The sequence below is a fragment of the Tellurirhabdus bombi genome (genome assembly GCF_021484805.1).
In the GTDB taxonomy this organism is placed as follows: Bacteria; Bacteroidota; Bacteroidia; order Cytophagales; family Spirosomataceae; genus Tellurirhabdus; species Tellurirhabdus bombi.
Map to the genome: position 1 here is coordinate 2,798,474 of NZ_CP090557.1, position 14,645 is coordinate 2,813,118.

The window sequence follows — 14,645 nt, forward strand, 5'->3', positions numbered from 1 at the left end:
ACCCTGATCGATGACTAATTCCTTTACCCTTAATCATAGAAACGCTGTTTTTTTGCACCTGTTTGTAGCACTGGCTCTGTTTAGTGTCTCGCTGGTGAAAGCGCAATCGGTAAGCAAGCCTATGTCGTTAAGCCTTGAAGTGGGTGCTATCGCTGCCGACTCGGCGCGAACGCCCTTTTGGCTGCGGGCCAACCAACAGGGAACGGTGCCTTTGTCGGTGCCCGTGGCGACCATACGGGCAGGCATTCGAGCCGACTACCGCCCTGCCTCGGCTGACTCAAGCCTGCGCCGGAACCGGTTTGATTGGGGCTATGGCATCGGCGTGGTGGGCAACGTAGGTAAAGTCAATCAGGTTCTTTTGCCGGAAGCATACCTTAAGGGTAAAATTTGGGGGCTTGAGCTGTTGGCCGGTCGGCGGCGGGAAGTAATCGGCTTAGGTGATACAACCCTCTCGTCGGGTTTTTATATCTGGTCGGGAAATGCGCTGCCTTTGCCCCGGGTCCAGATTTCAACGCCCGACTACCTGCCTGTTGGCTTTCTGAAAGGTTGGCTGGCGTTTAATTTTGGGTATGTACACGCCTGGTTCAACGCGCCATACATCGAGAAGGCTTATCTGCACCAAAAATACCTGTACGCCCGATTTGGGAAGCCAGCGAGTCATTTTAATCTGTATTTGGGACTAAATCACCAGATTCAATGGGGCGGTTATGCCGATTACCTGGTTGGAACGCCTTTTGCAGTTAATGGAAAGTTGCCCTCATCTTTTAAAGATTATGTAGACGCGGTTGTTGGCGTGATACCAAAAGACCTGGAAAATGATCGCTATACCAATTTTGACGGCTATAACCGAATTGGTAATCACCTCGGCAGCATGGATTTGGCCTTAACCTGGAAGGGCGCGCGCCAGCAATTTATGCTTTACCACCAACATCCGTATGAAGATGCCTCTGGTCTGGTGCTGGCGAATGTGCCAGACGGACTGTCGGGGCTAAGCTGGCGCAATCAGGCACCAATGGCAAACCGGGGGTTTCAGCTTCAGGCTGCCGTGGTGGAATACATCAGCACGATGAACCAAAGCGGCGCGTCATTCGATGTGGATGGAACGCGTTTTAAAGGAGCAGACAATTATTTCAATCACCGGCAATACCGCGAAGGCTGGGCTTATTTTGGCCGTGGTATCGGAACGCCCCTGATTCCTTCGCAGCTTGAACTAGCCGGGAGCGGCGGTTTGCGCCAGAATTGGGAGTTTTTCCCCAGTAACCGCCTGCAAGGGGTGTCGGTTGCTCTGAACGGCGTGGCGGGGGCCGTCGGCTGGACAGCCCGTTTTACGCAGCAACGCCATTTCGGAACTTTTGAAGCACCGGTTTCGGCCATTAACCAGGTTTCTTTATTGCTAATGGGTTATACAGATTTAGCCTGGTTAGGTGGTGTGCGCGTCAAAGCGGCGGTGGCTGTCGATCAGGGGAAACTGTATCCTAACTCGGTAGGTGGTTTTCTGTCCTTAAGTCGGCAGCTTGCCCTGCGAAAATAACGAGAACTAAAACGGCTGGCTGCCAAGTTGCCAGACAAAAAAAGACCGCGTCGGAATCTACGCGGTCAGACTCAGAGAGCCAATTTTATAACGTTGAGTACGGTAAGTATCGGATGGTAAGTTCTTATGTTACCATTTTTCAATTTTGGTAAAATTAAATTTAGCTATTAAAAAAAACAAATAAAATGAATCAAAATAGAATGAAATTTTTGTCGGTTAATTGCAATTAAAACCCCCTTATTTAATCCGATACAAGAATCTAAAGCAAAAAATTACAATAACTTACCTGTCTGTAAATTGATTCTTAGGATAGTCTAGTAAAGTCTGCCTTAAGTTACATCTCGCTGTATGTTGGATTGTCTAAAAGTAGCCTGAGTTTTCGTGGAGTGCCTGTTTATTTCCAGCTAAAAAAGAAAAACATCCCAATAAAATGGTCGTTTAAGGAGTATGATACATGATGTAGCGGCCTTAATCAAACAAGGCGAGGGAGTCCAGCTAGAGTTCAAAGCAACAATCCACTCGCCAAACCGAATTGCCCGGACACTAACAGCTTTCTCGAATACCGGGGGAGGCTTGCTGGTCGTCGGGATTTCGGATGATGGCCGCATTGTTGGCGTTGAATCGGAATACCGCGAAATTCAGAAATTGGAACGAGCCACTGATTTTTTCGTAGATCCTGTTATCGCCGTTAGTTACGAAACCCAGATCGTTGAGGGAAAAAAGGTCCTCTTTATTGTCGTCGAAGAAAGTGAAGACAAACCGCATCACGCCATTGACGAGCAGGGCCACCGGACCATTTATGTTCGTTCAAAGGATAAATCAGTGCCCACCAATAAGCTGATTCTGGGAGCCGACAAGCTGGATAGTCAGTTACTTCAATCGCCTAACGTTCGTAATTTGGTGCAGTATCTTCGGAAAAATGAGGCTATTACAGTGAAAAAATACGCGCAGCTAATTAATATTTCGGAGTACAGAGCCTCAAAGCTTCTGCAACAACTTGCGCAACAAGGGTTATTAATTCTGCTGGATCGTCAGCGGCCCGTGCAATTTTCCCTGAAAGTATCGGAGTAAAGTTTCGCGTATCTTTGCGCCAACGCCGACCTGCTACGCTTGTATTTGGACATTACGCGAATTTGTCTTATGACTCCTGATAAACAACTTATAACAACTTATTTTACTGATTTACAAGACCGTATTTGCGCGGCGCTTGAAGACGCTGATGGCGGAGCCCGCTTTCGGGAAGACCGTTGGGAACGAAGCGAGGGCGGTGGCGGTCGCACGCGAATTATCGAAAACGGGGCCGTGATTGAAAAAGGCGGCGTGTTGTTTTCGGCGGTTCACGGTCCGGCTTCGGAAGCTACCCTCCGGCAAATGAACCAAACCGAACCCGTTGATTTCTACGCAACCGGCGTCTCCATCGTCCTGCACCCGCATAGCCCGATGATGCCGATTATTCACATGAACGTTCGGTATTTTGAGCTAAGCAACGGCATTAACTGGTTTGGCGGCGGCATTGACCTGACGCCGCACTACGTCGACGAAGCCGATGCGCGTTGGTTTCACCAGCAGCTAAAAAACGCCTGCGACCGGCACCATCCCGATTTTTATCCCAAGTATAAAGCCTGGGCGGATGACTACTTTTTCCTTAAACACCGCCACGAAACGCGTGGGGTCGGAGGTATTTTCTTCGATTACCAAAAGCCATCCGATGCCTTTTCGAAAGAGGCTATTTTCGCCTACGTGCAGGAAGTTGGCAACTCTTTTGCGCCCATTTATACCCATTTTATGGCCAAAAACCGCGATTTGGCTTACGGGGAGCAGGAGAAAAAGTGGCAGATGCTGCGCCGGGGACGCTACGTAGAATTTAACCTGGTTTGGGACCGGGGTACGAAATTCGGTCTGGAGTCCAATGGCCGGACGGAGTCAATTCTGATGAGTATGCCGCCGCAGGCCAACTGGGTTTACGATTTTCAACCTGAACCCGGTAGCCGGGAAGAAAAGACCCTGCAAAGCTTACAAAAAAGCATTAGTTGGGTATAGTGAATCCAGCTTTTGGTCCGTAGCTCCTGCCTGGGAGTCTCCCAAACTTTTCTGATTTCTACGGGTTAGTTTTTAACAGGGTTTTGCCTGCGGGTAGTATCCTGTTAAAACGCGCCCTTCAATATGGATCTATTTGACCTGTTTACCATCCTGATTGTTATTTCTGCCAGCTGTGCTTATCTGAATACCCGCTTTTTGAAAATGCCCGAAGCAATCGGGATTATGATCATAGCGGTTATTTTTTCGATCTTGATCATCGCCATGAACTACATCCAGCCGGTTTGGTTCGATCAGGTTCGGGCGGCTGTGGCTCAGATTGATTTCTACAAGGTTCTGTTCAATTTTATGCTTAGCTTCCTCTTGTTTGCGGCGGCTTTTCATACGGATGCTTCCAAACTAAAGGTTGAGCGGCGACCCATTATTGTGTTTGCCTTTATTGGGGTCGTGTTGTGTACGATGCTGGTTGGTACGATGCTTTATCTTGTGGCGGATTGGCTCGGATTTAAGCTGCCCTACACCGTTTGTCTGCTTTTTGGTGGACTTATATCTCCAACGGACCCAATTGCAGTACTAGGAATTTTGGCGCGTTTTGACCTGCCCGAACAGATTAAAACCAACATTGTAGGCGAGTCACTTTTTAACGATGGGATGGCCGTAGTCGTTTTTGCAACCATTTACCAGTTGGTCGGAGACGGCCACTCGACGCTGGAGCCTGGACCAACTTTTGTTTTCTTTCTGAAAGAAGCAGGCGGTGGTATTTTGCTGGGTGCGGCCATTGGCTATACCATGTACCGACTGCTAATGAAAGTAAATCATTATCAGACCGAAGTATTATTGACCATTGCGGGCGTAATGGGGGGCTATCTAATTGCTCGCTGGGTGCACGTGTCAGGGCCCTTGGCGATGGTTATTGCCGGTTTATTAGTGGGAAATCGGGCGCGGAAGGAAGTGATGAGCCCGGTTACGGAAGACTATCTGGACAAATTCTGGGAATTGGTCGATGTTATCCTGAACGCTCTGCTTTTTGTCCTAATCGGTATTGAATTGCTGATCGTGCACTTCGAGCACTCTTACTGGCTGATGTGTTTGGCGGCTATTGTAATCGTGCTGGCGTCGCGTTTTCTGGCTATTTATATTCCCTATCTGCTAGCCGGTAATTGGCTGGGTCTTGACAACAAAGCGCCGATTATGCTCACCTGGGGCGGCCTACGCGGCGGTATTTCCGTGGCTATGGCTCTGTCGATTGATGATTCCGTCGTGCACAAAGACATTATAGTAGCCATCACCTACGCCGTTGTGCTATTCTCCGTAATTGGCCAGGGACTAACCATGGAACGGGTTATCCGCCGGCTTTATCCGGAGAAGGAATGACATTTTTAACGGTTTCTTTGGCGTCTAATAAAACCTGTAAATCCCAGTCGCTGCTGGTGTTATACCGCAAAAAACCGTGCTCAATGGTGAGTGGGCTGCTGATGTTGTTTTGATAAAGCTGGCCTGTTCCCAGACCTTGTGGAAGCGGATTCGGAAAGCGGGCAGTATACTGGGCGATGGCGTTAAGGCCAATGTTCGATTCCAGAGCCGAGGTTATCCACCAGCCAATACCCAGGCGGTTGGCCGTTTCAATCCATTCGTCGCAGTGGTGCATGCCACCCAACAGGCTGGGTTTAAGGATAATAAACTGCGGTTGGAGCTTTTTGAGAAGCCGGAATTTATCCACGTATTCCATATGGCCGATGAGTTCTTCATCCAGCGCAATGGGGATGGGCGTTTGGCGGCAAAGTTCTGCCATCAACTCGTGCTGGCCTTGTCGGATGGGTTGCTCGATGGAATGAATTCCGTATTTCGCCAGTTGCGTTAGCTTATCCAGTGCCTCGTCGGGCTGAAAAGCGCCGTTGGCATCCACACGAATGACCAACTGCTCGGGTGCGTTGGTGCGGAGGTAAGCCAGAAGTTCGCATTCCTGCGCAAAATCAATCGCGCCGATTTTGAGTTTGATGGTGTTATAACCGGCATTTAGCTTTTCGTTGATTTGCCGGAGCATGAAGTCACGATTGCCCATCCAGACCAGGCCATTAATGGGAATACTGCGTGTGCCTTTTGAAAAATCATTCTCGACAACAACGCGGCGGCCCCCGTTAATGTAGTCGAGCATGGCCGTTTCAAAGCCGAACTGAATGGATGGAAACTGGTTGCTGATGAGCTGCGACAAAACAATGGGAATGTTCCATTTGAAAAGTTGCAGGTCAAGCTCGTTGAAGGTTTCGCAGATATTGCGGAGGTAATCTTCAAAATCAGGCCGGTCGTCAATGCTGAGCCCTTTGAGCGGTCCGCACTCGCCGAGGCCGTATACGAGCGGACTTTCGTGATTGCGAATACGAATTATATAGGTATCTTTTTCGGTCAGAACACCCCGCGATGTACCGGCTTCGAAGTTGAATTGCAAGGTATGTTTAAGAAAATCTGCCTTCAGGCCCATACGATTCAGAAACGGTCACGGGGTCTAACAAAGAACTAAAAATAGTAAATTTGCCTGTTTATTAATTATTTGTTACTAAAATTATTAACCAATACCCTTGTGTTGAATTGGCTGCTTCGACCTTTTAGCTGGCTGTATGGTGGGATTACGGATGTGCGTAACCGACTGTATGACAAAGGAGTTAAGCAGGTTTATATTCCTCCGGTACGAACAATAAGTGTTGGAAATCTTACCGTTGGCGGAACCGGAAAAACACCCCACGTTGATTACCTTCTACGCCGTCTAAAAAGGAGCTATCCGGTTGCTACACTAAGCCGGGGGTACGGTCGGCAAACAAAAGGTTTTCGGGTCGCAACGCCCAGCGACACGGCGGATACCATTGGCGACGAGCCGCTTTTGTTGTATCGCAAGCATGGGCCTGGGGTGGTGGTAGCTGTTGGCGAAAAGCGGGCCGAAGCCATTCCGCAGCTATTGGCTTTGGCTAACCCACCGAGCGCGAAAATTCACACGATCATTCTGGATGATGCTTTTCAGCACCGCCCCGTTCAGCCGCACCTGAATATTTTACTGACCGATTACAACCGTCTTTTTTACAAAGATCATCCCTTTCCGGCGGGGCGGCTTCGGGAGCGGCGGAATGGAGCAAAACGAGCTGATGCCCTGATTGTTACCAAATGTCCAGATAACTTGAGCACTAGCGAAATGGTCCGTATCAGTGAGTCGCTGAAACCCTTTGTTCGGGGTAACATTCCGGTATTTTTCACGGGGCTGCGCTACGGAAAGCCCGTATCTTTTGCCGGAATAAGCATTGACGCATTGCCGAATGAGCTGGTACTCGTGTCTGGAATTGCCCGGCCCGAACCGCTTGAACACTACGTCCAACAGCATTTCAACAGGGTTAGGCATCTGCGTTTCGCGGATCATCATCGCTATGTAGCAAAAGACCTAGAAACCATTCAGGCGGCATTGCCACCGGATGGCGTGGTGCTAACCACTGAAAAGGATTTTGTCAAGCTCCAGCCCTTACTGGCCAAAATAGGCGGTGATGTTTCTCGTTTTTATTACCTGCCCATCGACGTAGCCTTTTTAACGGGCGAGCCGGAATTTTTAGCCTTGTTAGACAAGGAAATGTGTTAACAAAACTTAAAGCGTGAAGCGCCGATTAATTGGGTAAGGTGATCCCGTGTTTTTCGGTTATTTTTGGCGTAATGAATCGAATAGTCTGGATTTTACTGATACTAGTTTTTATTGGCGAACACGCACAGGCACAGCTTCCGGCAGGATTGCCCCGACTACCGCAAGGCGGCGGGGGACGCACGGGGGGCGGGGGAGCCAAAGGTGGCCCTGTTATTGATGATTCAACGAAGCAGATTTACGGCCCCAAAACAAGTCGCTATTTTCTGGAAAGCGACGTTTTAAACAACCGCAAAAACCTGTACCTGATCGATACCTTGATTGAAGGCGTCCATCGGTTCAGCTTTGTGCAACGTACCGACAACCTGTTAATTGATTTGGGAAATCAGGGGACGGCTTTGCGGTCGATTTTCTACCAGACGCCCGAAATTGGGGCCCAGACCGGTTTGAATGCCTACACGCCTTATGGCTACCAGACCCAGGACATTCGTTATTACGATACTAAATCGCCGTACACCAGCATGTATTACGTGGCAGGGGGGCGAGGACAGAACATATTGCGTTTCGATTTTACCCAAAACATTACGCCGCGTTGGAATGCCGGTTTTAACATTCAGCGGTTTACGTCCGATGTTCAATTCGGGGGGGCAACCACCCGGAGCAGCAGCAACCAGCGCCTGACCGAAAACTGGGGTTTTGTTTTCCACACGAATTATCGCTCCAAAAATGACCGCTATACCCTGCTGGGGCATTACAATAACCTGAACCACCGCGTGGTGGAACAGGGCGGACAGGCGGATACCCTACGGTATATTTATGATGGACTTTCAATTTTGCCGCCGGACGTTAACTCCAGCGAAAAGCGCAACGACGTTCACCTGTACCACGAATACGCCCTGGGTAAAGGCTTTCAGCTGTATCATGTCGCCGACCTAAAGACCATGCGGTACCGGTTTACCGACGATACGCTCCGGCAGACACTCCGCGACCGGGAGTTCAACTTTTACCGCATCGCACCGGGACAGGCTATTTCCGACAGTTCGTTCATTGAGCAGAGAATGAGCTACCGACTGATTGAGAACCGGATTGGGGTGAAAGGTATCTTTTATACCAACCTGCTGAACCGGAACAAGGAATCGGCTTTTAGTTATCGCCTCACCTGGTTTCGCCAACGCCTTTCCCGTTTTGCGGGCGAATACAACCTGAACCGCCTCCAAACGCAGGACTACACCCAGACCCGGGCAGAGAACATGCTCAGCGGCTGGCTGGGTTATTACTTTCCGGATAGTTTAAGCCGGGTGACGGTAGAGGCCGATTATTCTCTTGGGCGGGATGTGCGACTTAAGGGCCAGTTTGAAACCAAGCTCATCACGGCGGGATACGAAAGCGTTTTTGCATCGCCAACCTTTGTGCAGGACCGCTTCGAAAGCAACGTCATGAAGTGGAACAACGATTTTAGCCTTCGGGGAACCCAGCACATTTACGGACGCATCAACCTGCCTCTAAAAGGGTTTACGTTGCAGCCTAGCATGGATTATTTCCTGCTGAACAATTACATCTATTTTGATACGCTGGCGCGACCCCAACAGCTGAGTAGCGCCTTTAGTGTGCTGCGAACGGGAGTTGGTTTTCAATTCAAAGCGGGTAAGTTCACGGCCCTGGGGCAGGGTTATTCGACGTTGGTATCCCGTTCAGACGTGATGCGAATTCCAAAGTTATTTGCCAACCTTCGGATTGAATATGAGTTCCTGTATGCCAAGAAGTTGTATACACAAATCGGGATCGACCTGCACTACAAATCTGCTTATTTTGCCGATAGTTACATGCCGCTGACGCAACAGTTTTTCCTCCAAAACCGTTTTGAAGTACCAGAGGCGCTAGTTGCCGACGTATTTGCCAATGCTCGACTAAACCGGGTGCGTTTGTTCGTCAAGCTTTCGCACGCCAATCAGGGATGGCCGAACGATGGTTACTACACGGCTCCTTATTACCTGGGTATGCGTCGGGCCCTTTCCTTTGGGGTACACTGGTTACTGTTTGATTAAGACTTATGAAAACGCTCCACATTCTGAATGGCGACGCTACGTTGCACCCATTTTCTGCGGCTAATCTGGCTGAAAACGCCGATATCATCGTTTGGCGGGAGATGCTCTCGGAAGGTCCGGTAAAAGATACGGATAACCTGTCGGAACTGTGGGATTTACGTTGCACGTGGATTGATCAGGATATTAAGCAGAAAGGACCTGGTGGTTACCGGGAAATGGTCGTTCAGGAATACGAAAAATTCGCTTTGGCGATAAATACCCAGGCGTACGATGAGGTCGTATTCTGGTTTGAGCACGACTTATTTTGTCAGATCAATCTGGTATTTCTACTGGCGCAACTGGCCGGGAAGGCTCAGAATCAAACGGTGAGCTTAATATCCATCGATCATCACCCGGATTTGCCAGATTTCAAGGGTTTAGGACAGCTAAGCAGTGCGCAACTGGCCACCTTGTTTTTGCAACGGCAGCCGATAACGGCAGATGACGTGGCGAAAGCGGCAGCAGTGTGGAAGGCTTACGCCGGGCCTGATCCAATGGCTATTCAGGAGCTGTTGAACGAGCCGTTTGGAGGGCTGACTTTTTTGAAAGATGCGTTACAGGCTCATTTGCAGCGTTTCCCCTTTGTCGGCAATCACCTGAATCTGATTGAACTTCAACTGCTGACTATTCTGGTAGAAGGCCCGATGCGGGAAGAGGAATTTATCCGGCGCTTTCTGCACCAGGATCAGGTCTACGGACTGACAGAATGGGGCGTCGAACAATACATCATTGACCTACAGCCGAACCTGCTTCACCGCATCGATAACAAGGTCGAACTGACACCGGAAGGCACCGACATTGCTACCGGACGGCAGCAGTATCATACGGTGCACCGTTGGCTGGGTGGATACGAACAAACCAGCAATTCGCCGTACCGCTGGGATAACGAACAGCAGAAATTAATCCATTTGTAAATCGAAGCAGGTTGCTTACCAGGCTTGGCTGGAACAGCACCGGAAAGAATTGCCCGAGATCAAGGCATAAATCATGCGGGTGGGGGGATTGGTTTCATTAATATGTTTTGAAAACGCAGATATAAGCGGGAACTTAGCAGAAAGACAACGCTGATTTCGGGCACGATGCCTTTATCTTGGAATGAAGCGTTTTAAAAACAATGCAAAGTTTCCTCAATCGATCGGCAGCGCATATTTTCGGGCAACACGGCACGCACATGGACGATGTGTGGGTGGTGCTGCCAACGCGACGGGCCGTGTCTTTTTTCCAGCAAGAGCTGGCCAAGCAGTCCGATAAGCCGTTTCTTTCGCCGCACGTGCTGGCCGTTGATGACTTCATTACGCAAGCCGCCGGGGTGCAGTTGATTGACTCGGTAAGCCTTCTTTTTGAACTATACGAAGTATTCAAGGGACTGGACGAGAAGCTGGAATTTGGTAAATTTCTCAACTGGGCCACCGTACTTCTCAGTGACCTTGACCGGATTGACCAATACCTCATCAATCCTTCCGAACTGTTTAGCTACCTGACGGCGGCTAAATCCATTGAGCGTTGGCAACTAGAACTACCCACTGGAAAGGCCGCTACCCTGGAAACCGCCGGAACGCAGCGTTACTTCAAACTCTTTGACAACCTCCAGGCGGCTTACGAAGCGCTTCGGGAACGGCTGCGGGCCAAAGGACTGGCCTACCGGGGAATGGCTTACCGACTTCTGGCCGAAGAAACAAAAGCATTGGTACGCGATAACCCGACTTACGGGAAGCTGTATTTTGTTGGTTTCAATGCCCTTAGCCGCTCCGAAGAAACCGTCATCAAAATCCTGGTGAAGGCGCAAAAAGCAGAGGTGCTTTGGGACACGGATGCGTATTACATGGATTCGCCGCGTCAGGAAGCGGGGAAATTACTGCGGGGTTATAAACAGGAAGGTTGGAGTGGCGCGTGGAAATGGGAAGAAGACTACCTGACCGGAACACCCAAAAAAATACAAATCATTGGTGTGCCCAATGCCAGCATGCAGGCCAAAGTAGCTGGACACCTTTATGCGCAGAACGGGGCCAGTGAGCAGGTCGGCGAAACCACAGAAAATAAGGACGAGCGAACAGCGCTTGTGTTAGGGGATGAAACCTTGCTTTTGCCAGTGCTGTATTCGCTGGGCGAATCCGTTAGCGATCTGAACGTAACCATGGGGCTTTCGCTCCGAAATTCGCTGTTGTTTACGCTCATCGACGGACTGTTCGAAATGCAGCGAACCATGGCGGAGTTTCGAATCAAAGATGGCAGCACGGTGCGCATTCCGAAATTCAACCACCGGCACGTGGTGAAAGTGCTGAGTCACCCGTTTATCCGGCAATATGAACAGGTTTGTTTGCCGCCGCCACCGCCCGAAACGCCGCCTTTGCTGCGTCGCGTAATCAATAAAATCACGACCGAAAATCTGGTTTATCTAGGCGAGAACCAACTGATCGAACTGGGCGAATCGTCGAGTTTGTTCAAGGTGCTATTCCGGCGCTGGCCCGTCGAAAAGCCACTGGCCGTCATTCAGCATTTTTACGAACTAATTGATTTGCTGCGGGATGTCTATGCCTATAAGCAAGACGCCATCGAAACGGAATACCTTTATTTATTTCACAACCTGTTGCGCCAGCTCGAAACTACGCTTGAGCGCGAGGAGCGGAAAGAACTAGTCGATTTACGGAGCCTGAAGCAATTTCTGTATGAGTTGATTCGCCAGACCAGCATTCCATTCGAGAGCGAAGGCACAAGCGCTTTGCAGGTCATGGGTATGTTGGAAACCCGCGCCTTGGACTTCGATAAGCTGATTATTCTGTCTGTGAATGAGGGCGTGTTGCCGCAGTCACGGCGTTTAAATTCCTTAATTCCGTTCGATGCCTGCCGCGAAGTGGGTTTGCCCACCTATCAGGACCAGGAGTCGGTCATGGCGTATCACTTTTACCGCCTGTTGCAACGGGCGAAAGAAGTGGTGCTGCTGCACGTTACCTCACCGGACGCCTACGGAACCAGTAAGGGCGAGAAAAGCCGATTCATCCTGCAAATTGAGCACGAACTTAAGAAAGCGGCGGGCGATAACCTCACGTTGGAATACCCAGTTGTACGCTTTGGCAACTCAACAGTCGAAAAGGCGGTTGCCCTGGAAGAACTGACTATCCCGAAAACGGCCAACATTTTGGATACCCTTCGGGCGCAGCTTGCTCCCCAGCTCAATCCGGGTGGAAAAGTGATCGGCGGGCTGTATCCAACGCACCTGAACCATTACCTAAGTTGTTCATTACGATATTATTTCAGCCGGGTTATTCGTATCAAAGAGGACGATGAAGTGGAGGAGCAACTGGGCGCGGATGAATTCGGCGAGTGGGTGCACAACACGCTGGAACGTCTCGATCAGGAATACCGCATGAAGAATCGGGTTGTGGAAGAGCAGACGGTAAAAGAAGTATTGCGGGAACAGTACCAGACGCAGTTTGGGAACCGGGTCGTGGATTCAGGAATGAATTTTTTGCTGTACCGAATTGCCGAAGATTTGATGGTTAAATTCAACAACCAGCAGCAGGAAAAATACAGCGGGAGCCTGGAAGTGTTGCAAACCGAAGAGGAGTGGAGCACGGTGCTGGAAGTGCCAACGTCAATTGGCACCATTCCGGTTCGAATTGCCGGGAAAATTGACCGGGTTGAAAAACTGACCAGCCCCGACGGAAGCGTAAAACTGCGCGTAGCAGACTATAAAACCGGGAAGGTAGAAAAGACCGAAACCCGAATCAACGGCGAGGAATGGCTGACCGAAACCAAATACGAGAAAGTCCGGCAGTTGTGGCTCTATCAATACCTGGTTTATAAAAAAATGCTTGAGGAAAACGGCTTGCAGTTTAGCAATGGCTGGGCAACCGGAATCGATACGGAAGTGGTGGCGGGCTTTTATTCCTTCCGAAACCTGAAAGAAGATTTTATTGAAAACTCCCTGAAGCTAGGCCACGCCGCCGATTATGTCGCCATAACGGAACAGCACCTGAAGCAGCGCATTGCGGAGATTTTTGATCAGACCAAAGCCTTTACGCGAACAGAAGACAAGAAAGTATGCGAGTGGTGTGACTACCGGCGCATCTGTGGGCGGTAGGGTCGGTTTGATCGGTGTAATTGGCACAACAGACGGAGATTTTAGGGTGTTTGTCGATTAGTAGCTACTGCGATGGATCCAACTTTTGGAAGCGAGCGTTTTGGGTGGTAAGTTAGCTGGTAAAAATTAGTCAATTATTGTGAAAAGGTGGGTTTCTATCAGCCTGATAGTTCTTGTATTAGGCGGCGTCATTGCCTATAATAAATTTTTTAAATCAAAACCGGGCGAACCCGGCGGAGTAGGTGGACGAGGCGGAGCAGCCGGTCCGGCAGCGGGTGGACGTGGTCCTGGTGGTCCGACAGCCGTGAATGCTTTTGTGGTCGTTTTCCAAAATCTGAAAGACGAAGTAGTCGCCAGCGGTTCGCTGGTAGCCGCCGAGCAGGTTGATATTTATCCGGAAGTTTCCGGGCGAATCGTACAGCTAAACATTCGGGAAGGACAACCTGTTTCAAAGGGGACGCTGTTGCTCAAGCTCTACGATGGTGACTTACAAGCGCAGTTGCAAAAGTTGCAGGTGGTAGAAGAGAATAACCGGCGGATCGAAGAACGAAACAAACGGTTGCTCGAACGGGGCGGAATTAGTCAACAGGAATACGATATTATTGTTACGAACCTGAAAGGGGCGCTGGCAGACATTGAAATAACCAGAGCAGCCATCCGGCGAACTGAAATCCGGGCTCCATTTTCAGGGACAATCGGATTGCGCAACGTGAGTATGGGGGCGGTTGTTACGCCGAATACGCTCATTGCCCGTTTGCAACAGACTTCGTCCATGAAGCTGGACTTTTCGATTCCGGAAAAATACGGCTTAGCGGTTAATGTTGGTAGTAAGGTTGATTTTCAGGTTGGTGGATCTGATAAAACGTTTCAGGGTGCTGTTTATGCCATTGAACCGGGGGTAGAAGAAGCAACGCGCAACTTACGGATTCGGGCAAGGGTAAATAACAGTACGTCGGCGCTCCGACCCGGTGCCTTTGCTAAAGTTAATCTGGTTATCAGAAACGACCGCGCTTTGGTGGTTCCAACGCAATCGGTTATTCCGCAGACGCGTGGGAGTCAGGTGGTTGTGATCAAAAATGGCAAGGCAGCATTCCAGGACGTAAAAATCGGAATTCGGAATGCAAGTATTGTCCAAATCACTGCAGGATTGCAGCAGGGCGATACCGTTGCAACAACAGGGTTGATTTTCTTGCGGCCAGATGCGCCCGTGAAAGTCGCTAAGATTGACAAGTTATCAGGGAAGAGCCAACCCGTTAAGGCTGCTTCTGATACGACAAATGTGACCATGAGATAAATCCT

10 protein-coding genes are annotated in these 14,645 nt (G+C 49.8%); 9 read left to right on the forward strand and 1 reads right to left on the reverse strand.

Annotated features, from left to right (window positions below; translation table 11 throughout):
* Positions 1-10 precede the first annotated feature (10 nt).
* From L0Y31_RS11840 to L0Y31_RS11855, 4 genes are all read left to right on the forward strand, one after another.
* Positions 11-1,531 (forward strand): capsule assembly Wzi family protein, encoded by a 1,521-nt coding sequence (locus tag L0Y31_RS11840; RefSeq protein WP_234733277.1) that lies wholly within the window; start codon positions 11-13, stop codon positions 1,529-1,531.
* Positions 1,532-1,978: 447 nt separating this feature from the next.
* Positions 1,979-2,602, forward strand: a complete 624-nt coding sequence (locus L0Y31_RS11845) for an AlbA family DNA-binding domain-containing protein (protein ID WP_234733278.1) — start codon at positions 1,979-1,981, stop codon at positions 2,600-2,602.
* A gap of 69 nt (positions 2,603-2,671) precedes the next feature.
* Complete coding sequence (gene hemF, locus L0Y31_RS11850) at positions 2,672-3,571, forward strand: oxygen-dependent coproporphyrinogen oxidase (protein WP_234733279.1); 900 nt, start codon at positions 2,672-2,674, stop codon at positions 3,569-3,571.
* Positions 3,572-3,694: 123 nt separating this feature from the next.
* A complete protein-coding gene (locus L0Y31_RS11855) occupies positions 3,695-4,942 on the forward strand; it encodes a cation:proton antiporter (RefSeq protein ID WP_234733280.1) in 1,248 nt (415 codons plus the stop codon).
* Here the strand turns inward: L0Y31_RS11855 and menC are convergent.
* On the reverse strand, positions 4,911-6,047 hold the full coding sequence (gene menC, locus L0Y31_RS11860) for an o-succinylbenzoate synthase (protein WP_234733281.1): 1,137 nt from the start codon (positions 6,045-6,047) through the stop codon (positions 4,911-4,913). The two genes, L0Y31_RS11855 and menC, sit on opposite strands and share 32 nt — an antisense overlap.
* A 99-nt stretch (positions 6,048-6,146) precedes the next feature.
* Here menC and lpxK point away from each other — a divergent pair, with 99 nt between their 5' ends.
* The 5 genes from lpxK (at position 6,147) to L0Y31_RS11885 (ending at position 14,640) form a co-directional block, all read left to right on the forward strand.
* Positions 6,147-7,184, forward strand: a complete 1,038-nt coding sequence (gene lpxK / locus L0Y31_RS11865; RefSeq protein ID WP_310587085.1) for a tetraacyldisaccharide 4'-kinase — start codon at positions 6,147-6,149, stop codon at positions 7,182-7,184.
* 71 nt (positions 7,185-7,255) lie between these two features.
* Entirely contained in the window at positions 7,256-9,226 is a 1,971-nt protein-coding gene (locus L0Y31_RS11870) for a putative porin (RefSeq protein ID WP_234733282.1), read from the forward strand.
* Positions 9,227-9,231: 5 nt separating this feature from the next.
* Positions 9,232-10,179, forward strand: coding sequence for a DUF1835 domain-containing protein (locus L0Y31_RS11875; protein WP_234733283.1), 948 nt, complete (start codon positions 9,232-9,234; stop codon positions 10,177-10,179).
* A 200-nt stretch (positions 10,180-10,379) separates the two neighbouring features.
* A complete protein-coding gene (locus tag L0Y31_RS11880) occupies positions 10,380-13,346 on the forward strand; it encodes a PD-(D/E)XK nuclease family protein (RefSeq protein WP_234733284.1) in 2,967 nt (988 codons plus the stop codon).
* A gap of 139 nt (positions 13,347-13,485) precedes the next feature.
* Positions 13,486-14,640 (forward strand): efflux RND transporter periplasmic adaptor subunit, encoded by a 1,155-nt coding sequence (locus L0Y31_RS11885; RefSeq protein ID WP_234733285.1) that lies wholly within the window; start codon positions 13,486-13,488, stop codon positions 14,638-14,640.
* The last annotated feature ends 5 nt before the right edge of the window (positions 14,641-14,645 follow it).